The 24330-nt window shown below is 27.4% G+C and carries 17 protein-coding genes; 2 read left to right on the top strand and 15 right to left on the bottom strand.

The features are described from left to right. Window positions 1-20 precede the first annotated feature (20 nt). Window positions 21-2087, top strand: a complete 2067-nt coding sequence (ppk1, locus tag CRV10_RS00370; protein ID WP_136129849.1) for a polyphosphate kinase 1 — start codon at window positions 21-23, stop codon at window positions 2085-2087. A gap of 36 nt (window positions 2088-2123) precedes the next feature. Here ppk1 and guaA read toward each other — a convergent pair whose 3' ends face one another. From guaA to CRV10_RS00320, 10 genes are all read right to left on the bottom strand, one after another. Beyond that, window positions 2124-3707: a glutamine-hydrolyzing GMP synthase gene (gene guaA, locus CRV10_RS00365; protein WP_136129848.1), complete on the bottom strand. Its 1584-nt coding sequence runs from the start codon at window positions 3705-3707 to the stop codon at window positions 2124-2126. Between the two features lie 43 nt (window positions 3708-3750). Further along, window positions 3751-5211: an IMP dehydrogenase gene (gene guaB, locus CRV10_RS00360; protein WP_136129847.1), complete on the bottom strand. Its 1461-nt coding sequence runs from the start codon at window positions 5209-5211 to the stop codon at window positions 3751-3753. A gap of 231 nt (window positions 5212-5442) precedes the next feature. Next, window positions 5443-6840, bottom strand: coding sequence for a ribosome biogenesis GTPase Der (gene der, locus CRV10_RS00355; protein WP_136129846.1), 1398 nt, complete (start codon window positions 6838-6840; stop codon window positions 5443-5445). A 61-nt stretch (window positions 6841-6901) separates the two neighbouring features. Continuing rightward, complete coding sequence (gene bamB / locus CRV10_RS00350) at window positions 6902-8080, bottom strand: outer membrane protein assembly factor BamB (RefSeq protein ID WP_136129845.1); 1179 nt, start codon at window positions 8078-8080, stop codon at window positions 6902-6904. A 24-nt stretch (window positions 8081-8104) separates the two neighbouring features. Beyond that, window positions 8105-8749, bottom strand: coding sequence for a YfgM family protein (locus CRV10_RS00345; RefSeq protein WP_136129844.1), 645 nt, complete (start codon window positions 8747-8749; stop codon window positions 8105-8107). Window positions 8750-8817: 68 nt separating this feature from the next. Further along, a complete protein-coding gene (hisS, locus tag CRV10_RS00340) occupies window positions 8818-10098 on the bottom strand; it encodes a histidine--tRNA ligase (protein WP_136129843.1) in 1281 nt (426 codons plus the stop codon). A gap of 41 nt (window positions 10099-10139) precedes the next feature. Then, window positions 10140-11234: a flavodoxin-dependent (E)-4-hydroxy-3-methylbut-2-enyl-diphosphate synthase gene (gene ispG / locus CRV10_RS00335; RefSeq protein ID WP_136129842.1), complete on the bottom strand. Its 1095-nt coding sequence runs from the start codon at window positions 11232-11234 to the stop codon at window positions 10140-10142. A gap of 348 nt (window positions 11235-11582) precedes the next feature. Further along, window positions 11583-12713: a dual-specificity RNA methyltransferase RlmN gene (gene rlmN / locus CRV10_RS00330; protein WP_136129841.1), complete on the bottom strand. Its 1131-nt coding sequence runs from the start codon at window positions 12711-12713 to the stop codon at window positions 11583-11585. A 119-nt stretch (window positions 12714-12832) separates the two neighbouring features. Continuing rightward, complete coding sequence (gene ndk / locus CRV10_RS00325) at window positions 12833-13252, bottom strand: nucleoside-diphosphate kinase (protein ID WP_136129840.1); 420 nt, start codon at window positions 13250-13252, stop codon at window positions 12833-12835. Between the two features lie 323 nt (window positions 13253-13575). Continuing rightward, the gene (locus tag CRV10_RS00320; RefSeq protein WP_136129839.1) at window positions 13576-14736 is read right to left on the bottom strand and encodes an IscS subfamily cysteine desulfurase; all 1161 of its coding nucleotides are present in this window, start codon (window positions 14734-14736) and stop codon (window positions 13576-13578) included. 562 nt (window positions 14737-15298) lie between these two features. On the opposite strand from CRV10_RS00320, the gene CRV10_RS00315 reads away from it, so the two are divergent. Further along, window positions 15299-16087 carry an inositol monophosphatase family protein gene (locus CRV10_RS00315; protein WP_136129838.1) on the top strand — a complete coding sequence of 263 codons (789 nt, stop codon included), beginning with the start codon at window positions 15299-15301 and terminating at the stop codon, window positions 16085-16087. A gap of 59 nt (window positions 16088-16146) precedes the next feature. On the opposite strand, the gene CRV10_RS00310 is transcribed toward CRV10_RS00315, so the two are convergent. The 5 genes from CRV10_RS00310 to yfhb form a co-directional block, all read right to left on the bottom strand. After that, on the bottom strand, window positions 16147-17085 hold the full coding sequence (locus CRV10_RS00310) for a YrzE family protein (protein WP_136129837.1): 939 nt from the start codon (window positions 17083-17085) through the stop codon (window positions 16147-16149). Between the two features lie 567 nt (window positions 17086-17652). Further along, on the bottom strand, window positions 17653-18906 hold the full coding sequence (gene glyA / locus CRV10_RS00305; RefSeq protein WP_136129836.1) for a serine hydroxymethyltransferase: 1254 nt from the start codon (window positions 18904-18906) through the stop codon (window positions 17653-17655). Window positions 18907-19133: 227 nt separating this feature from the next. Then, window positions 19134-23009: a phosphoribosylformylglycinamidine synthase gene (gene purL, locus CRV10_RS00300; protein WP_136130090.1), complete on the bottom strand. Its 3876-nt coding sequence runs from the start codon at window positions 23007-23009 to the stop codon at window positions 19134-19136. A 147-nt stretch (window positions 23010-23156) separates the two neighbouring features. After that, on the bottom strand, window positions 23157-23630 hold the full coding sequence (gene tadA / locus CRV10_RS00295) for a tRNA adenosine(34) deaminase TadA (RefSeq protein ID WP_136129835.1): 474 nt from the start codon (window positions 23628-23630) through the stop codon (window positions 23157-23159). 28 nt (window positions 23631-23658) lie between these two features. After that, window positions 23659-24300: a phosphatidylglycerophosphatase C gene (yfhb, locus tag CRV10_RS00290; RefSeq protein WP_136129834.1), complete on the bottom strand. Its 642-nt coding sequence runs from the start codon at window positions 24298-24300 to the stop codon at window positions 23659-23661. Between the last annotated feature and the right edge of the window lie 30 nt (window positions 24301-24330).

The following is a 24330-nucleotide window of genomic DNA, read 5'->3' as shown; positions in this document are numbered from 1 at the left end:
TTAAAATTGTAACCGATAAAATGAATATAGGTTATGTAGTAATGCTTTATATTGATAAAGAACTTAGTTGGTTATCTTTTAATGAGCGTGTCTTACAGGAAGCAAAAGATAAAAGAAATCCATTAATAGAAAGAATACGGTTTTTAGGTATTTATTCAAACAACTTAGATGAATTTTATAGAGTTCGTTTTGCAGATTTAAAAAGACATATCTTAATAGATGAAGAAAGAAAATCATCAATTACACCACTATACTATCTTTTTAAAAAAATTCAAAAACAAGTTATAAAATCTGATCAAAATTTTAATGCTATATATAATAATTTAATAATTGAATTAGCACGTAATCAGATATTTTTAATTGATGAAATGCAATTATCTAATACTCAGCAAATTTGGCTTCGTCAATTTTTTAAAAACAAATTAAGACAACATATAACTCCTATTATTATTACTACAGATACTGATTTAACCAAATTTCTGAAAGATGATCATACTTATTTGGTAGTTGAAATAATTTATAAAAAAAATAATTTTCATGCATTATTAAAAATTCCTTCAGATAAATTATCCCGTTTTATTCAAATTCCTGATGAACCACCATATAGACGTAAGCTTATTATTATATTAGATAATATTTTAAGATATTGTTTAGACGATATTTTTAAAAGTTTTTACGATTATGATTTATTAAATGCTTATTCGATGAAAATAACTCGTGATGCTAAATATAATTTAGCATCAGAAATAAAATCAAGTTTACTAGAATTGATGTCATCTAGTCTAAAACAGCGTTTAACTTCAGAACCAGTACGTTTAGTATATCAATACGATATGCCTATTAGTATAGTAAACCTTTTATGCCGTAAACTTTCTATTACAAGTCTAGATTCAGTAATACCCAGTGGTCGTTATCATAACTTTAAAGATTTTATTAAATTTCCTGATATTGGAAAAAATAAACTTATTAATCATTACTTACCTCCAATTCGTCATATTGGTTTTAATGGTTTTCGTAATTATTTTGATGCAATTCGATATAACGATATACTTTTATATTATCCTTATTACACTTTTGAACATATATTAGAATTATTACAACAAGCTTCTTTTGATCCTAATGTTTTAGCAATAAAAATAAATATTTACCGAGTTGCAAAACATTCTAGAATAATAGATGCAATGATTCATGCTGCTTATAATGGTAAAAAGGTTACAGTAGTTGTTGAATTGCAAGCTCGTTTTGATGAAGAAGCAAATATTTATTGGTCTAAACGTCTTACTGAAGCCGGTGTGCATGTGATTTTTTCTACACCAGGTTTAAAAATTCATGCCAAACTTTTTTTGATTTCACGTCTAGAAAATAATGCAGTAGTTCTTTATGGACATATAGGAACAGGTAATTTTAATGAGAAAACTGCACGTATTTATACAGATTATTCCCTATTAACTTCTGATATAAGAATTACTAATGAAATACATCTTGTATTTAATTTTATTAAAAATCCATATCTTCCAGTGACATTTCAATATTTAATTGTATCTCCACAAAATTCTCGCCGTGAACTTTATAAATTAATTGATAATGAAATTGCTAATGCTAAAAAGAAATTACCAGCATCTATTGTTTTAAAATTAAATAATCTAGTAGATAAAGGTCTTATTAATAAACTATACACAGCATCTAGTTTTGGAGTAAAAGTAAATTTATTAGTAAGAAGTATGTGCTCACTAATTCCAAATTTACCTGGAATTAGTGATAACATTCGTATTATTAGCATTGTTGACAGATATTTAGAACATGACCGAGTTTATATTTTTGAAAATAAAGGTAATAAGAAAATATTTTTATCTTCTGCGGACTGGATGACACGTAATATTGATTATCGTATTGAAGTTGCTGTAGCTATTCTTAATCCAGATATAAAAAAACGTATTTCAAAAATACTTGCCATTCAACTAAACGATACAGTAAAAGCACGTATTATTGATAAAGCATTAAGTAATTCTTATGTCAAGTGTCGGAATAAAATAAGATCACAATTAACTGTGTATAATTACATTAAAAATCTAGAACACGTTAAGTAAATTGATAATTATAAAAAATATTTTAGTTTAATTTTATTATTCCCATTCAATAGTAGCAGGTGGTTTACTACTTATATCATAAACAACACGAGAAATACCATGAACTTCGTTAATGATACGATTAGAAACAGAAGCAAGTACATCATAAGGTAAACATGCCCAACTTGCAGTCATAAAATCAATAGTTTCAACTGCACGTAATGAAATAACCCAATCATATTTACGATTATCACCCATCACACCGACTGAACGAATAGGTAAAAAAACAACAAACGCTTGACTTAATTTATCATAGAGTTTATGTCTTCGTAATTCTTCTATAAAGATAAAATCAGCTTTACGTACTATATCACAATATTCTTTTTTTATTTCACCCAAGATTCGTATACCTAATCCTGGTCCTGGAAATGGATGACGATATAGCATTTTATGAGGCATACCTAATTCTATACCAATTTTTTGAACTTCATCTTTAAATAATTTTTTGATTGGTTCAATAAGAGACAAACTCATTTTGTTAGGTAACCCTCCTACATTATGGTGTGATTTTATCACATTTATTTTACTGGTCAATGAAGGGGTTGTAGATTCAATCACATCTGAATAAATAGTTCCTTGAGCTAACCATTTAACATTATTTAATTTATTAGCTTCCTCATTAAAAATTTCTATAAAAATAGAACCAATAATTTTACGTTTTTTTTCGGGATCTTCAATACCTATCAATGCATTTAAGAATCTTTCTTCAGCTGAAACATATATAATATTTAAATTAAAATTGGTCTTAAATGTATTTATAACTTCTTCTGTTTCATTTAAACGTAATAACCCATTATTAATAAATATACAAGTTAGCTGACTACCAATAGCGAAATGTAACAGCATAGCTACAACAGAAGAATCAAGACCCCCTGATAAACCTAAAATTACTTTTTCAAGACCAATTTTTTTACGTAATTTTTTAATTAAATGTTGAATAATGTGTTTTGCTACCCAAGAAGGTTTACATAAACATATATTGATAACAAAATTTTTTAAAATATTAATACCTTGATCAGTATGTGTAACTTCTGGATGAAATTGTAATCCGTAAAAATGCTTTTTCTCATTCACTACTATAGCAAAAGGACAACTGTGAGTTTTAGCTACTATGATAAAGTCATCAGGTATAGAATTTACTTGATCTCCATGACTCATCCACACATTTAATGTAGATTTGTCATATGAATTTACATCGTATTTTATATTTTTCAATAGAGCTATTGAATTTATTATTTCAATTTTAGCATTACCAAATTCACGTTTTGTAGCTGGTACAACTTCTCCACCTAATTGTAAAATCATAGTTTGCATACCATAGCATATACCTATTATTGGTACTTGCATATTAAAAATACAATCAGGTGCACGAGGGCTATTGGATTGAAAAGTACTACTAGGACCACCAGATAGTATAATGCCATTGGGATTAAATTTTTTAATCTTATTTTCACTAACATTATATGGATAAATATTACAATAAACTCCTATATCACGTACTCTTCTTGCAATTAATTTGGTATATTGAGAACCAAAATCCAGTATTAAAATACGATATTTATATATATTTTTTATCGTCATTGTAAATTATTCTTTTAAAAAATTAGTTGTTATAAAATTCAGCTTATGATTTCATGCTATAATTAGGAGATTCTTTAGTAATAGTTACATCATGAACATGACTTTCTTTCATTCCTGCCTCACTAACTTGAACAAAATTAGCTTTGTTACGTAGCTCATTAATATTTAAACAACCCGTTAATCCCATACAAGAACGTAAACCTCCCATCTGTTGATGAACTATTTCTTTTAAATTACCTTTATATGGCACTCGTCCTTCAATACCTTCTGGAACTAATTTTTCATTAGATTGAAAATAACGATCAGATGATCCTTTTAACATAGCGCCTAAAGAACCCATACCTCTATATGACTTAAAGGATCTACCCTGATATAATTCAATATCACCTGGAGATTCTTCAACGCCAGCCAACATAGATCCAACCATTACACAAGAAGCACCTGCAGCAATTGACTTTGCAATATCACCTGAAAATCTAATGCCACCATCAGCAATTAATGGAATATCCATCCTATTCAATACTGAAGCAACATCAAAAATAGCAGTAATTTGTGGTACTCCTACACCAGTAACGATTCTAGTAGTACAGATTGAACCAGGGCCAATTCCAACTTTAACTGCATTAACTCCTGATTCCACTAATGATAATGCACCAGCAGCAGTTACTACATTTCCAGATATTATTTCTAGATCAGGATATTTTGCACGTATTTTACTAACACATTTTAACACGTGTATAGAATGTCCATGAGAGGAATCTACCAATAAAACATCGACACCAATAGACACTAATGCATCTGTACGATCTTCATTATCTTCACCAATACCTACTGCAGCTCCAACTCGTAAACGACCTTGACTATCTTTACATGCATTAGGTTTTCTTTCAGCTTTCTGAAAGTCTTTTGCAGTTATCATGCCTAACAAGTAAAAATTATCATCTATAACTAATATTTTCTCTACACGTTTTTCATGCATTTTTTGTAGAACCAATTCTCGAGATTCACCTTCTGTTACTGTTATCAATCTACTTTTTTGTGTCATAACTGCAGAGACTGGTTGACTTAAATCAGTTACAAATCTAACATCGCGATTAGTAATAATACCTACTAATTTATTTTGCTTATCAACTACTGGATATCCAGCAAATCCGTTGATTTTAGTGATATATTGAACTTCAGATAATTTAGTATCTGGTAGAACAGTACGTGGATTCATGATAATACCTGTTTCATACTGTTTTACTTTACGTACTTCATTTATTTGACGTTCAATAGACATGTTTTTATGAATAAAACCTAAACCTCCTTCCTGTGCTAAAGCAATTGCTAAGGATGATTCAGTAATAGTATCCATAGCAGCAGAAATCATAGGAATATTTAAGCCAATATTCTTCGTTAGCTGAGTTCTTAAATCTACCTTGTTAGGTAAAACTGTAGAATAAGCAGGAATAAGTAATACATCGTCAAAAGTTAGTGCTTTTTTGATTATTTTATTAAACATAGCAATACTCCATCTCTAATTAATTTAAACAGATAAAATATTGCATCGAGATTCTACAGAATATAATTCATTTCTTCTAGTGTTTTATTTAAAAATATCAATTATTATTAATTAATTTTCATAAAAATTTAAATAAATCACAGTATTTATTATACGTAATTTTATCATTTAGATAATGAATTTATTAATCACATTTATATTTTAATTGTTTAATATTTTAGTAAGTTAAAACTATTTATAGGGGTTTTTAGTTTCTTTTAATTGAATACGAATCAAAGAACCAATAATATTCATTGATTTACTAAAAAATGCTACTAAATAACGTTTGTAAGTTTTTGGTAAAAATTTTAATCTATTACCGTGAATTATTATAGTAAGTGGGTTATGACTGCCGATATGTGCGTATTTCATTTTAATAGGATTACCATTGATTAAAGGAGGTTTATGATTTTTAGTAGCTAAATTCATAATTTTAGTTATAAGAGAGGAATTAACATGTTTTCTAGAACAAATATAAGCTTCATTAACTGATTTGAATAGGTCGTTTATACCTATACTATACAAAGCTGAAATAAAATGAATACGTGCAAAATTTATAAAACCTAAACGCAATTTTATTTTATGTTCAATTTCTTCACGAACTTTCCATGATAAATTGTCACATTTATTGATTACAATAACTAATGATTTACCTTTACTATTTATAAAATTTAGTAAATAATAATCTTGATGAGAAATTTCTTCATGTGCATTAATTATTAAAAGCACTACATTAGAATCATCAATTGCTTGTAATGTCTTATTAATAGAATATTTTTCTATTATGTGATTAACGTTATTACGTTTACGTACACCAGCTGTATCAATTATGATATAATTTTGATCAAGATATTTTATAGATATATAAACACTATCGCGTGTAGTGCCTGGTGTATCATGAACTATTACACGATTCTTACCTAATATACAGTTAATCAAAGTAGATTTTCCAACATTTGGGCGACCTACTATTGCTAGTCTAATAGGCAAATCAAGTGATGTAGGTAATTTATGTTTCTTTAAATGATTATTTTCTTTAAAAGTTAATATCTGTGTATCTAATAATGTATTTATTTTACTTACATTATTTTTAATATAATCTTGCCAATATAGTGTTATTTTTTTAAAAAGGTCTATTATACCATATCCACTAACAGCGTCTATAGCATTGATATTTTCAAAACCTAAAGCACGAAAATTAGTAATGTTCAAATCGCCATCTAACCTATTAATTTTGTTTACTACAACGAAAACCATCTTTTTGTATTTATGTAAATATTTTGCGATTTTTTGATCGGCAACTATTATGCCAACAGTGCTGTCAACAACAAATAATACTATATCAGCTTCTTCGATCGCTATTAAAGATTGAGAAATCATACCTTGTTCAACACCAATTGTTACGTCCTCAAAACCAGCTGTATCAATTACAATAAATGTTAATCCAGATAGTTTTGCATAACCATATTTTCTATCACGAGTGACTCCAGGTATATTGGATACTAACGAATCTGCGGTTTTTGTTAATCTATTGAATAATGTTGATTTACCTACATTAAAATGACCAATTAACGCAATAATTGGTTCCATAAATATATCCTAATATAATAAAATTAAATATACATTATCAATTATAATACTATTAACTAAATTAAACAGTAACAGCATAAACATAACCATTTTTAGATTGAATTATTATAGTATTATGAGAAATAATTGGTTTACTTTGAAAACCTGAATTACTTAATTTTTGTTGTATAATATATTTTCCATTATTTGTATCTATCCAATGTAAATAACCTTTTATATCACCCACAACTAAATAGTTGTTGTATATCACAGGAGTAGTTAATTGATGATTTATCAAATGATTTTGTTTCCAAATAATATTACCTTTATCAGTATTTAAAGATAATAAATTATCATCTCCATCTACTATATATAATTTATGTTTACTGACAATTAATTTTTTTACGATTCCAATATTTTTTTGCCATAATATTGTTCCCGAATTAAAATTTAGAGCAGTTAAACTACCATTATAAGACGCTATATAAACAACTCCTTCAAAAATAATTGGAGTAACATTAACATCTTTTAGGTTTTCAGATAACAAAAAACTATTTATACTTGAAATATTTTGTTTCCATATCATCTGATTATTTTTTATTGATATAGCATTAACTCTGCCCTTACCATCGCCTATTATTAAACTGTCAAACATAAATGTTGGAGTAGAAACATCTCTAGTAGAAATAGGGTAAGTACCTAATTCAAAACTCCATTGAACTTTACCATTATTTCTATTTATACCTTGTAAAAAACCATTGCTTGTATGAACAAATATCAAATTATCTTTAACAACTGGAGATGATAATATTTCACCTATTACTTGCGTTGTCCATACTAATGATCCATCTTTGGTCCTCAGAGAATACAGTTTGCCATGTTCGCTACCAATATACAAATTATTACCATATACTGTAATGCCACCAGATAATAATGCTGTATTTCCGTTATATTCCTCATTGTTTTCAGAAAGATCAATAATCCATCTGTCTTTACCATTAGATAAATTTAATGCTTTTACAATACCAAATCTATCAGCAGCATAGACTGTGTTTCCTTTAAAAGTAGGATGTAAATTAGAATAAAAATAGTTATTTCCCTGTCCAATTCTTTTACTCCAAATCTTCCTTGGTACTAAATTTTTTTCAACTTTTTTTGGTAATGATGCTAAATGAACTCCATCTTTTTGGAAATCAAATGAAGAACAACCACCTATCAAAACTAGAACCAATATAGGTAATAAATAATTTTTTAATATCATAAAAATTCTCTTATATTGATGGTGTTATTTATTGATTTTCATCTGTATTATTTGATTATATATGGGAGATATATTACTGTTAGATATTTTATTCCATTCTTTTTTAGCAAGATCTTTATTGCCTTTACTAAATAATATTTCTCCACGAAGATCAGAAGCAACAACTGACCAGCTATCATCTTTAATACAATCAAGTGTTTTTAATGCTTCATCAAATTTATTTTGTTCAATTTGAATACGTGCTAAACGTAAATTTATTAATGATTGCAAATTAATATCTTTAGTAAATTTTAATATTGTTTTTAATGATAAAATAGCTTTATCAAATTTATTATGTATTATATAGTGCTTAGCTAGTATCATACCTACCATAGAACCATAAACGTTTTTATTATTATATATAAAATTATCAATCTCTTTCAAAGAAAGCTCAGATAAAAAATTTTTAGATTGGTTAACTTGTAGTGAGCTTATTATCCTTTGATATTGTTCTAATAAATCTTTAGTTGTAATAACATTTTCATTAGATTTTTGATAGACAAACAACCAACCACTTATTATAAACATACACATGGAAATGAAAAATATTATACTAATCATTAATATTTTTTTCTTTTTATAGATAAATTCTTTTATTATGTTTAATGTTTTAGTTTCATTGCTATGCATGATTACTTAACCCATTATGTTTTTTCTTAAAAAATAGTATTTTTTATTTATTATTTAATTTAACAATGTTACTTCAATAAAAGATACAATGTATTTACAATATCTATCCTATCTATTATTTGCTGTGTTCCAGTTCTTAAATCTTTAATTACAGCTCGGTTAGAATTAGCTAGATATTCATCTAATATTAATATTAAAGATGCATTCAATTTTACAGCACGTATCGTTTGTTTTTTTAAACTACCTCCTCTAAAATCTGTTACAAATATTAATTCAGGCATTGCATCACGTATTGATTCAGCTAAGATTATAGCTGCTATATGATTATGTAAATTATTGTTTATTATATAAACATCAATACTAGCATAATTTGTTGTCTTAAAAACTGGATTAACTGATTCTACTAAAGAAATTAAACGTTCTATTCCTAAAGCAAAACCTATAGCTGGTGTATGATAACCAGCTAATTGCATAACTAAATTATCATAACGACCACCTCCACAAATGGTACTTTGAGCACCGAGAGAATCAGCAATCCATTCAATTACAGTACGATTATAGTAATCAAGTCCACGGACTAAATAAGGATTGATATCATATTTTACATCTAGTTCATTAAGTAACTTGCAAAATTTTTCAAAATGTATATTAGAATCATTGTCAAGATAATCAATAATTTTTGGAGCATTTTGCATCAATTCTTTAACTTTAGGATTCTTACTGTCTAATATTCTCATAGGATTAGTATACATACGATGCTTACATTGTTCATCTAACAAATGCTCATTTTTTTCTAAAAATTTAATTAATACATTACGATAATTACTACATGCCTCAATTGATCCTAGAGAATTAATTTCCAATCTAACATGATTTTCAATTCCTAACGCTTTCCACCACCTAATATTCATCATAATAAGTTCAACATCTATATTTGGTCCGGTTAAACCGAACACTTCTATTCCCATTTGATTAAATTGGCGATAACGGCCTTTCTGTGGACGTTCATGACGGAACATTGGTCCCATATACCATAATCTTTGTTCTTGATGATAAAGAAAGCCATGTTCTATTCCCGAACGAATACATCCTGCAGTTCCTTCCGGACGTAATGTAAGACTATCCCCGTTACGGTCAATAAAAGTATACATTTCTTTTTCAACTAAGTCAGTAACATTACCAATTGCTCTTTCGTATAATGAAATTTTTTCTATAATTGGTAAACGAATTTCTTTATAACCATAATTTCTTAAAATATTTTTTAATATAATTTCGATTTGTTGCCATATAACTGTACTGTTAGGAAGATAATCTTTCATTCCTCTAACTGATCGAATATTTCTGATCACATTGAAAATTCCTTGGTATATTAACTAATTTAAATAGTTATCTAAACATTTTTATTAATCTTTAAGATTTTATTACGAATACGTTTTTCTAATTGATTAATAAGATCATCATTATCAATCTTATCTTTATGACGTAAACCATCTTCATAAAAAGTACTTTTTTTATTTCCTCCAGTTAAACCTATGGTTGCGATAACAGCTTCTCCAGGACCATTGACTATACAACCAATAATAGAAACATCTATAGGTGTTGATATGTCATCAAGACGTTTTTCTAACTCTTTTACAGTACCTATAACATCAAATTCCTGACGTGAACATGTAGGACAAGCAATAAAATTAATACCACGTGAACGAATATTCAGAGAATTAAGAATATCAAAACCAACTTTAATTTCTTCTATAGGATTTGCTGCTAATGAAACACGTACAGTATCACCAATACCTTCAGAAAGAAGTATCCCTATACCAATAGCAGATTTAACAGTACCATTACGTATACTTCCTGCTTCAGTTATACCTATATGCAATGGTTGATCAATTTTTTTCGAAAGTAAACGATAGGATTTAATTGCAATTGAAACATTTGAAGCTTTCACACTAACTTTAAATTGATCAAAATTAAAACGATCTAAATAATCCACATGACGCATAGCTGATTCTACTAATGCTTCAGCTGTTGGTTTAACATATTTTTTCCTTAAATCTTTTTCTAGAGATCCTGAATTAACACCAATACGAATTGGAATGTTATTGTATCTCGCACAATCAACAACCATACGAATTCTATTTTCATTACCAATATTACCTGGATTAATACGTAAACAATCCGCACCATATTCAGCAACTTTTAATGCAATACGGTAATCAAAATGAATATCTGCTATTAATGGTATATTTGTTTTTTGTTTTATTAGTTTAAATGATTCTGCAGAATCTATATTTGGTATTGAAACTCTAACAATATCTGCTCCTACTTTTTCAAGAGATTCAATTTGACTAATTGTTTTATTAATATCGGTGGTACAAGTATTAGTCATTGATTGAACACTTATTGGCGCTTGATCTCCAATTGGTACCTTACCAACATAAATACGTTTTGATTTGCGACGAATGATAGGCTGCTCGCTATTCATATATTTCTCCACAATCATTTCATTATGAAATAGATAGCAATATCCCCATAAAAATTAAGTAAAATATTTTGGTTATATATTTTTGAAAATAATTTTGTCTTTAAATTACTAAACTATGTAATAAAAGAACAATACTATTGAAATATTTTAAAAAATATACCATATATTTATTTAATTATTAATAAATTTAATAAAAAATCTTATTTGAATATGTACTAACTAGTGGTATTAAATTTTTTTAAGGTTATAAATGTATAATTATTTTTAGTTTTTTATTTAAAATAAATATATATAACTACAGCTAACATAATTATAAAGAACATAAAAACATTATTACTAGATTACTGTTCATTTATGCACATTACTTTTAACTCCACCACTTACACTTAATTGACCACAAGCTGCATTGATATCCCCACCACGATTTTTACGAATAGTATTATTAAATCCAAGTTCTGTTAAAATTTTTGAAAATCTAAAGATACGATTATTAGAACTGCAATGATAAAGTGAACCTGGAAATTCATTCCAAGGAATGAGATTAATCTTACAAGGTAAATCTCTAAGTAATTTTGCTAGTTCATATGCATGATGAATATGATCATTTACATGACTTAGTAGAACATATTCAATTGTAACTATTCCTCTTTTAGCTTTAGACTTAGTTAAATAACGTTTGATTGATTCTAAAAGCATTTTAATGTTATATTTTTTATTTATAGGTAAAATTTTATCACGAAGATTATCATTTGGAGCATGTAAGGATACTGCAAGAGATATATCAACCATTTCACCTAATTTGTCTAAAGCTGGTACTATACCAGAAGTCGACAGAGTGATACGACGCTTAGATATACCGAAACCACAACTATCTAGCATGATGTTTATTGATTGCACGACATTATTTAAATTTAATAACGGTTCTCCCATACCCATCATTACTACATTGGTAATTGGATGCATATCACGAATCAATCTACTATGTATAATATTTGATACACACCAAATTTGGCCAATAATTTCAGATATACTTAAGTTACGACTAAAACCTTGTTGAGCAGTGTAACAGAACTTACATCCTAATGCACAACCTACTTGGGATGAAATACATAAAGTAGCTCGATTTTTATATGGAATATAAACAGTTTCTATAAACTGATTTCCAACATTCAGGGACCATTTTATAGTACCATCACAAGATCTGACTTCTTTAGCTACTTTAGGTGCAATAATTACAGCAAATTTCATTAATTTTAAACGAAGTGATTTATTAATATTTGTCATATTTTGAAAATCATCACAATAATGATGGTAAATCCATTTCATGACTTGATCTGCATGAAATGCTTTTGATCCTAATGAAATGAAAAATTCTCTCATTTTTTTTCGATTTAATTCTAATAAATTAACTTTTTGATTTCTTATATAAGAATTGTTACAACATGCAAACGGTGCAAATGTCACCATTTTATCAGACATAAAATCTAATTAAACCTCATAATGATTAGTGTTTTATCTTTTTTTATAAAATTAATACTAAAAACTTAATCTTATCTAGAAATATTATCTAAAAAATAAATCTATATATGTTTCTTATACTAAGATAGTTCATCACTTCTAAAAAAATAATCAATTTCAAATATAGCCGATTTTATGGAATCAGAACCATGCAGTGCATTTGCAGTGTAATCATCACCATATTCAGCACGTAATGTACCTTTTATTGCTTTCTTTGGATCTGTAGCTCCCATTAATTCTCTATAGTATCTAACGGCGTTTTTACGTTCTAATACAGAAACAACTATAGGACCTGAAATCATAAAAAGAATTAGATCTATGAAGAAAAACTTATCCTGGTGTTGATGATAAAAATTTTCAGTTTGCTTTTTGTTTAAACGCATCATTTTGATGCCAATAATTTTAAATCCAGATACTTCAAATTTATTGAAAATTTCACCAATTACATTTTTAGCAACTGCATTTGGTTTGATAATAGATAGAGTTCGTTCAACCTTCATATAATTATCTGCTTATTTAAAATATTTATACCTTATAATTATCTTATACTAAAATACTTTAGTAAAGTATCATAATGATATTATTAATCAAAAATAGATATTTTATAATAATTGTTTTTATTTTAAATTCTTACGTATCATTTAATCAAATAACCTAACTAATAGTGAATAAGTGAATAAACAAAATTAAAATATCTTTATTAATCTTAATACAAGATAAATAATTTTAATTTAGCTTATTTTTAATTTCAATTACATTAATGTAGGTAATGGGTATGTATAAACTTCAATAAATTAATCATCTAATAAACTATTTAGTATTGTTAAAATAAAGGGTTAGTACGTAAACAATCTACAGATTTTTTTATCAATGCAACAGCATAATCTATTTCATCTAGAGTAGTAAATTTTCCTATAGAAAAACGGATAGAATTATAGGCTAATTCTTCTGTTAAACCTAAAGCACGAAGTACATAAGAAGCTTGAAAATTAGCTGAAATACAAGCAGAACCAGACGAAACAGCTAGGTCTTTTAATGCTAAAATCAAAGATTCTCCATCTATATCACCGAAACTTACATTAAGTATGTTTGGTGTACTATATTTTAAATCACCATTAACTGATACATTATCTAATGCACTGATTCCTTGCCATAATCTATCTCTTAAAATTTTTGTATTCATTGCTTCTGTTTTGATTATTTTATTTGTAAGATTATAAGCTTCAGCCATGCCAACAATTTGATGTACAGGTAAAGTTCCCGAACGAATACCTCTTTCTTGTCCCCCTCCATGGATTTGAACTTCAATTTGAGCATGTAAATTCCTACGTATATATAATGCACCAATACCTTTTGGACCATACGTCTTATGAGCTGAAAAAGACATTAAATCTACTTTTAATAGTTGAAGATCAATTGGTATTTTACAAATGCTTTGTGCTGCATCTACATGAAAAATAATATTATGTTTGTTACATAATTCTCCTATATTGGCGATATCTTGAATAATACCAATTTCGTTATTAACATGCATAATAGACACTAAAATTGTATCATTATTTAATACAGATTGTAATTCATCAATAGATATCATACCTGTACTTGAGCATTTAAGGTAAGTGATTTTGAATCCCTTTTTTTCTAAGTAATTGCAGGTATTTAGAACTGATTTATGTTCGATATTACTCGTAATGATATGTTTACCTTTTGATTTAAAAAATTGAGCAGTTCCTTTAATAGCCAAATTGTTCGATTCGGTAGCACCAGAAGTAAAAATGATTTCACGTGGATCAGCATTAATTACTTTTGCTATTTGATTACGAGAAATATTTATTGCTTCTTCTGCTTTCCAACCAAAACGATGAGATTTAGCAGCAGCATTACCAAAAATTCCATTTGTTGTTAAAAATTCCATCATTTTATCAGCTACTCTTTGATCAACTGGAGTTGTTGAAGCATAATCTAGATAAATAGGCAATTTCATTTTATGATTATTCCGTTAACTTGATAAAAAATAAATTCATTCATTATCAACTAAATAAAAGAAATAATAATTAACAAAGAAATTAATTATGTATTTATTTTACATAGGAACATATATAATTAAAATTTGATGTTTACATTAAGGTTTGATATTTGTAAAAATTATTTGTCATTATAAATAATATATCTTAATCATAAATTTTAAGTATTATGTATTATGATAGAAGATGTTGTATATAATAATTCCGTAAAATTAATTATTGTTTCTAGTTTTTTTATAAAATAATTATCAATATTTATTAATTCCATTATGTTTTCAAATTGATAATTAATTTCTATGATGTTAATAAGTTTATTATGATAGATTATTACAATAAGAAACGAGTTTATTGTTATCTAATGTTATAATTCAATTTATATTAATTAAGGATAGCTAAAATCAATTTAAATTAAAAAGAAGAAAATGATAATTTATGAAGAAATATTATAATATAGTTTTAAGATTATACTTATTTTGATTAAATTTTCTACTTTTTTAGTTTTATATCTAACGAGAAATAATAATGCATCCAATGCTGAATATTGCCATACGTGCAGTCCGAAAAGCTGGAAATATAATTATTAAAAATTATGAAATTATAAGATCTATTAAAATTAACGAAATAAACAACCTAAATGTTATACAAGCTATTAAATTAAAAGTAGAAAGTTCTATTATTGAAGTAATTCATAAAGCATATCCTCAACATACCATTTATACCGAAATTGGTAATCATATAATTATTAATAATCAAGATATACTATGGATTGTTGAGCCATTAGATTGTATGCATAATTTTATTAAAGGCTTACCTAATTTTTCGATTTCAATAACTTTGATTATTAAAGATCGCATTGAAGTATCTGTAGTATATGCTCCTATACTCAATGAGTTATTTAGTGCTGTACGTGGTCAAGGTGCTCAACTTAATGGTTATCGTTTACGTTGTAATAATACAGTTAATTTAAAGGGAATATTGTTGTCTGTTAGTTGTTTGTTTGGGAAAAGGGATATTTTTAAAAAATATATAAATAAAATTATTAAAATATTTGATCATGAAAATATAGATTTTCGTCGCACTGGTTCAATAGGATTAGATATGGCATATGTAGCAGCAGGGCGTTTAGATGGTTACTTTCATATAGGATTAAGACCTTGGAATTTTTCTGCTAGTGAGTTATTAATAAGAGAATCAGGTGGTTTAATAACTGATTTTAATGGAAAAGAATATTGTATAAATTCGGAAAACATTATTGCAGCTAATCCTTATATCTTAAAGTCATTATTATTAGTTTTAAATAAAAATAATTAATAATAATGGATAAAGAAAGGCGACACACAAGTGCCGCCTTTCTTTATTTTAAAAAAATTTTATAATTTTTTAAACTGATTTTTATAACCTAACATTCCTAATACACCTGCTAATAATCCTTCAACTATTAAAATGGTAAAAGTAAACCAACTAGCTTTTGAAGTTACTTGAATAGTTTGTTGTTCAATTATACTCATTCTAGAATTATATTGGTCTTGTGTTGTTTCTTTTATTTCTTGTTCACAATTTTTCTCATTATTGTTTATATTATTATTAAATTCTGTATTACTAAGTTTAGATATTTTTGTAAAATCTTTCTGTATATGACTGTTGCTATTGTTGTGACTTTGTTGATGTAACCAATTTACTAAAATAATGTGATAAATTTTATAATAATCACTCATATTAATAAACCTACTAGGTGTGATGTTATAATCTTGCTCCTGATGTAGGATTTGTTTTAAATTTTTCTGTTTGTCATCTAAAGAATTGTTCGTGTTATAATTAAATTTGTTTACTATTCTTTCATTTTCTTTGTTAATTAGAGGTAATACTTTACTATGAATATTATTTGCTACATCTTTAAAACTAGCATTAGCAACATTTAGAATGTTAGTAAAAATACTTCCAGTAAAGGAAAAAGCCAACCATAAAGTAATTAATGTGCTTAAGCTAAATACTAATAATCCATGTATTGATCCCTTGCATCTTGCTAGACTTCCAGCAATATAACTTCCTATTGATACAGAAATTAGCATTGTCAAAGAAATCCAAATCAAAGCACCACTACCTAAGTATGTTAAATGATGTTCTGATAGATTAATTGATGTAGCACCAATTGCAGCTCCTAATGTACTTAATAAAACATGTAACATTAAAGTAAAGATCACACCTGTAAAAACTGCACTCCAAGAAATAGAGTCGTATATAAAATTACTTGTTGTCCTTTCTATTGCCACTTTTTCTATACTATCATTGTGAATTTTTCTATCAAACATAATAAACTCTCCTTGTAATAAAGAAGTATCGATACAAACATTACCAACATTCTTAGTATAGTATCATGAATATTTAATAGGTATAATTTAGATTAGTCAGAGAAATACATTTTAACCAGAAAAGGTGTGAAGAAATAATAATTGAGTTATATAAGAGACTAATGAAAAGCATGAGATAAACATATTAATCAAACATAAATTAATATAAAAAATAAAAATTGCAAATAAATTTTACATGTATTATGAAAAAATATTGTGATATTCGTAATGATACTAAAATATTATACAGAATACTGTATCGTTGATCTAAAAATAATAAAATAATTAATTTTTATAAGGAAATAAAAATTATTAATTTTTATTTGGTTTAGTTTTTTATAATTAACTATAATCTTAAAAAATCAAAAGATTAAATAAACAATAAAGTTTTAAAATTATTATTTTAGCTATTACTACTACAATAATATATTCATATATCTAATAAAATTCAATTAAATATAATAAAACTTAATAAGTTGTATTTTTAATAACAATATTATAAATATATAATTTTGTTTTATAATTATTTTAATTCGAATAAACAGGATAAAGACTACAAAGCTCTAAAACTTTTTGTTTTGTTTTTGATATAAGTTTTTGATTATCAACATCATCTAATAAATCAGCTATCCACATAGCTACATTGGATATATCTTTTTCTCTAAAACCACGACGTGTTATAGCTGGAGTGCCAATGCGAATACCAGATGTAATAGATGGTCCTTTCGAATCATTAGGAATACTATTTTTATTAACGGTAATATTAGCTTTACTTAAAACAAAATCAGCTTGTTTACCTGTCAAATTTTTATTTGTTAAATCTAATAAAAACATATGATTAAAAGTACTATTAGACACAATCTTATAACCTCTTTTTTTAAAGATAAGTACCATAACTTTTGAATTTTTAATTATTTGATTCTGATAATTTTTAAAAGAAGGTTCCATCGCTTCTTTAAATGCAACGGCTTTGGCTGCTATAATATGCATTAAAGGACCTCCTTGATTACCAGGAAAAACAGAAGCATCTAATTTATCATATAAAGATTGATTACCATTTTTAGATAAAATAAGTCCACCACGTGGACCAGCTAAAGTTTTATGGGTAGTTGAAGTAACAACATGTGCATATGGGAGAGGATCTGGATATATACCAACAGCAACTAATCCAGCAACATGTGCCATGTCTACAAGTAAATAAGCATTAACACTATCAGCAATTTCTCGCATTTTAGCCCAATCACATAAACCAGAATAAGAAGAAAAACCTCCAATAATCATTTTTGGTTTATGCTGTTTTGCTAATATATTAAGTGATTCATAATCTATTTCTCCTTTTTTATTTATTCCATACTGGATTACTTTATACAACTTACCAGATAAATTGACAGATGCACCATGAGTTAAATGACCACCTTGATTTAAATTCATTCCAAGAATTGTATCTTGTGGTTTTAACAATGCTGTATATACAGCAAAATTAGCCTGAGAACCAGAATGTGGTTGAACATTAGCATAATCAGCATTGAATAAATTTTTAGCACGATTAATAGCTAATTTTTCTATAATATCGATATATTGGCAACCACCATAATAACGTTTTCCTGGATAACCTTCAGCATATTTATTAGTTAATTGCGATCCTTGTACTTGCATTACATATTTACTTGTATAGTTTTCAGAAGCAATAAGCTCTATATGATTTTCTTGACGTAATATTTCTTGTTCAATTGCTTTCCATAGTTCAACATCATAGTCTGAAATATTTAAATTTTTTAACATTAATACTCCATGTTTTCTTATAAATAAAGAAAAAAGATTAATAAACTAAAAACAATATGTTAATATAAGTAATTATCTGGCTTATCAAAAAATTAGAAACAAAGAATTAAGAGATATTAGTTTATGTTCTATCTTAAAAGAAGATATTATAAACTATCTATTATTTTGATGTTGACTTTTAAAAAATTATTTCTTATTACTTAATTATATACAATTTTATGTAACAATTATAAAAATTGTTTTCTTGCATTATAAAAAATTTGCATCCAAGGACTATCTTCATTCCAATGTGATGGATGCCAAGAATTATTAACAGTCCGGAATACCCTTTCAGGGTGTGGCATCATTATAGTGACACGTCCATTTTCATTAGTTACTGCTGTAATGCCTTTTAAAGAACCATTAGGGTTAGCAGGATATGTTTCCGTAATTTTACCATAATTATCAACGAATCTTAATGCAACAAGATGTTTACTTTCCAATGCTATACATTGATCAGTAGTAATATTTACGCAACCTTCACCATGTGATACAACAATAGGAATATGAGAACCTTCCATATCTTCTAATAACAAAGAGGGGCTATTACTGACTTGAACAAGAACAAAACGTGATTCAAATCTTTCTGACTTATTTTGTATAAAATTAGGCCATAAATCACTTCCAGGAATAATTGTTTTTAGATTAGATAACATTTGACATCCGTTACATACTCCTAAAGTCAAGGTTTGATCTGAATGAAAAAAATTCGCGAATTCATCATAAATACGTGAATTCAATAATATTGATTTTGCCCATCCTTGACCTGCCCCTAAAACGTCACCGTATGAAAATCCACCACAAGCTACCAGAATTTGAAATTCTTTTAAATTGCAACGTTCTGAAATCAAATCAGTCATATGTACGTCAATAGCAATAAAACCAGCACGCTTAAAAGCTGCTGCCATTTCAAGATATGAATGAATACCCTGTTCACGTAATATAGCAACTTTAGGATGTTTAGAGATTAAACTAGGTGCAAAATTTTTTAGTTGAAATGTTAATTTTACATTTAATCCTGGATTGTTATTACTTTTCTTCACTTCATGTTCTTGATCAGCACATACTTGGTTATCACGAAGACGTTGTATTTGCCAAGTTGTTTCTGCCCACCATGCACGTAGAACAAAACAATTTTCTTTATAAATTGTTCCTTTATTACCTGCACAAATTACAAACGAATTATTGTCTTTTGCTTGACCAATAACATAACTGCAATCTAAAAGATCGCTTTCAGCAAAGATTTGATTAACTGCATTATAATCGGATTTGTTAATCTGAATTACTGCTCCCAATTCTTCGTTAAATAATATAGCTAAGTGATCCTTACCTAATAAAGAAATATCAATCTCAATACCACAATGACCTGCAAATGCCATTTCTGCTAATGTAACTATTAAACCACCATCTGATCTATCATGATAAGCTATTAATTTATTGTGCAGTACTAATTTTTGTATAGCAATAAAAAAGTTTTTTAATTGTTTCACATCTCTTATATCAGCAGTTTCTTTACCCAATTGACGATATACTTGAGATAATGATGTTGCACCTAAAGCATTATGATGTTTGCCTAAATCAATTAATATTAACATATTATCAACATTAGATTTTATTTGAGGAGTAACAGTAAGACGAACATCTTTTACACAAGCAAATGCAGTAATAATTAAAGACATAGGAGATATCATCTCATGCTTTTTGTTATTTTTATACCAAGTGGTTTTCATAGACATAGAATCTTTACCAACTGGAATAGTTAAACCTAACATGGGACATAATTCTTCACTAATAGCTTTTACTGCTTGATATAAACCACTATCTTCTCCTGGATGTCCTGATGCAGACATCCAATTAGCAGAAAGCTTTACTCTTTCTAAAGAACCAATATTCGTTGCTGCTATATTAGTCAAAGCTTCACCTAAAGCTAAACGGCTAGAAGCAATACAATCTAACAAAGAAACAATAGGACGTTCACCCAAAGCATAAGCTTCACCATAATAACTATCAAAACTAGCGGTAACTACAGCACAGTCAGAAACAGGAATTTGCCATGGCCCAATCATTTGATCTCTAGATACCATACCAGTTACGCTGCGATCACAAATAGATATTAAAAATGTTTTTTCTGCTACTGCAGGTAAATGTAATATGCGTTTTATTGCATCATCTAGTGTAATGTTATCAAGTTGTAAATTTTTACCTTTTATTTTTTTTGTTTTAGTATTAATTGTAATTTTCGGAATTTTTCCTATTAATATATCAATAGGCATATCAATAGGTTTATTATTAAATTGACTGTCAATTAATGTAATATTTCTATTGTTGGTAATTTCGCCAATTATTGCATAAGGTGCTTTTTCACGTTTACAAATTAAATCGAACTTTACTATATTTTCGGGTTCTATTGCGATTACATATCTTTCTTGAGATTCATTACACCATAATTCCAGAGGACTCATGCTTGGTTCATCGCTTAATATATCACGAATATTAAAACATCCACCATAGTTACTAAAATTAATTAATTCTGGGATAGCATTAGATAGCCCTCCAGCACCAACATCATGAATAAATACTATTGGATTTTTATTTCCTAATCGTAAACAACAATTAATAACTTCTTGACAACGACGTTCCATTTCTGGATTTTCACGTTGTACCGAGGCTAAATCTAAATCAATATTAGATTTTCCAAAATTTATAGAAGAAGCTGTACCTCCTCCCAAACCAATATTCATTGCTGGACCACCTAATATCAATATTTTAGCACCTACTGTAATTTTTTCTTTTTGTATATTTTGGTCTCTAATATTTCCTATTCCACCAGTTAGCATAATAGGTTTATGGTAACCACGATATTCTTTTCCATTATAGCTATCAACTTTGTCTTCATAAGTACGAAAATAGCCGTTTAATGTTGGACGACCAAATTCATTATTAAATGAAGCACTGCCTAATGGAGCATTTATTATGATACCCTTTGCGTCAGATATATTATCTGGTTTACCAAAATGTATTTCCCAAGGTTGTTCAAAGCCAGGAATAAACAAATTAGAAACAGAGAAACCTGTTAAACCTGCTTTTGGTTGCGAACCACGCCCAGTTGATCCTGCATCACGAATTTCTCCACCAGATCCAGTTGCCGCTCCCGGCCAAGGAGCAATAGCAGTTGGGTGATTATGTGTTTCGACTTTCATTATGACATTTAATCTTTCTATATGATATTTATATTCTCTATTTTTATTTTCAGGAAATAAATAACTTACTCTGGGACCTTCCATAACTGAAGCATTGTCATGATATGCTGATAAGATATAATCTGGAGTCTTTATTAAAGTGTTTTTTATCATTTCAAATAAAGATTTTTTTTGTTTTTTTCCATCTATAATCCAGTTAGCGTTAAATATTTTATGTCGACAATGTTCCGAATTAATCTGAGCAAACATGTAAATTTCAACATCAGTTGGATTACGTCCTAATTTAATGAATTCATTGAATAAATAATCAATATCTTGTTCTGTTTGTGCTAAGCCTAATTTTTGATTTGCTTTAACTAATGCATCACGACCTTTATTTATTAAATCAATAATTTTTAAAGGTTTAACAGAATATTTAGCAAATAAATTTCTAGCTTGTAAAAATGTATTATATGTTTTTTCTGTAGTTTTATCATGTAATATTGTAGATATTGCATGCCATTGTAAATGGCTTAAATTACAAGCGTTAATATAAAACGCTACACCTCGTTCTAAACGAATTATCTGAGAAAAATTGCAATTATGAGCAATATCTGTAGCTTTTGAAGACCATGGTGAAATTGTACCAGGACGAGGCGTTACCAGTAACATACGTCCTTTTGGTATGTTAGAACAATGTTTGTATTGAATTAAAAATTGTAAACGATTTTTTGTATCTATATCTAATGCTACTTTTGTATACACAAAGTAAATATACTCAGCATAAATATCGTCTATTATTAAATTACAATTGCTAAGATTAGCTATTAATTTTTTTTTTCGAATATCTGACAAAACGGAAATACCACGAAAAATTTCAAGCATCATTAAATCTCTATATCATAGTTATATTATAGATTTAATCTATTTATTAAGATTTAATCTGTTTATTAAAAATATAATAACTAATAAAAATACATTAAAATTTTATATAAGTTACTATTAAAAATATAATTTTTTTGTATTATGTGTTTAATTGTAATTTTTTTTTGCACGAACATCTGTGAAAAAAGTATTTAATAATGAAACACATTCTCTAGATAATATACCATCAGTCGTTTTTATTTTATGATTGACCCAAGAATAATTTGAAATATTCATTACTGATTTTACTGCACCAGTTTTTATATCGTGTATACCGTATACTAACCTATGAAGACGACTATGTATCATTGCTCCTAGACACATCATGCATGGCTCTAAAGTTACATATAAAGTAGTATTTAACAAACGATAATTTTTTAAAGTATTACCTCCTTCACGTATTGCTATAATTTCAGCATGAGCACTTGGATCATTTTTACTAATTGAGCTATTCCAACCTTTTCCAATAATATTAGTATGTTTGACTAAAACCGCACCAACTGGCACTTCCCCTGCTGTCAATGCTATATTTGCCATGTCAATTGCATATCTCATCCAATATTCGTCTTGTAGTTGATTCAAAACCTTATGTTCCTTAAGAAAATATATTTTATTTTAACTTTTTCAGTGTACCAGAAGAAGTAACCCTCCAACGATGTTGACAAAAAAATAGTAAATGATCATCTTTTTTATTGTCACTGTATCCACTATAAAGTTTTAATGGTATTCCAATTCTTTTCTCTAACTGAATGACTTTTTCATATCCAATACAACGCATTTTTAAAATTCTTCCTCCCCATTTACGTTCCATTTTACTAGCTATTAAATTTATTCTTTTAAAAAAAGAATAATCACGATAAATCTGTTCAACCAAGGATTGGGGAGAACCTGTAATGATCCAAACTTCTGTATTTTGATTAATAAGATAATTTATTAACTTTTTTTGAACTACTGGAAATATTTTTATATGTGATTTAAACTTTGCTGTAAATTCTTGTTCTAAATGTAATAATGATTTTTCATCTCTACAAAAAGTTATAGACCATAATAATAAACTAACTGGCCAACGAGATGTAAATCCTGTTATTATTAATCCAAGACCTACTATCGGTAATGACATTATTAATAATAATATATTCAATGGATGGCGCAAGATTAAATAAAATATAAAACTACTGAATATATCTTGTTTATGCAAGGTGCCATCTAAGTCAAAAAATACTATACGACGTTGTTTTATATCTTTAATCAAATCAAAATTATCCTAATTGGTACAAAAATT

Source organism: Candidatus Pantoea edessiphila, from assembly GCF_002933355.1.
Taxonomy (GTDB): Bacteria; Pseudomonadota; Gammaproteobacteria; order Enterobacterales; family Enterobacteriaceae; genus Pantoea_C; species Pantoea_C edessiphila.
This window is presented reverse-complemented; position numbering and strand designations above follow the sequence as displayed.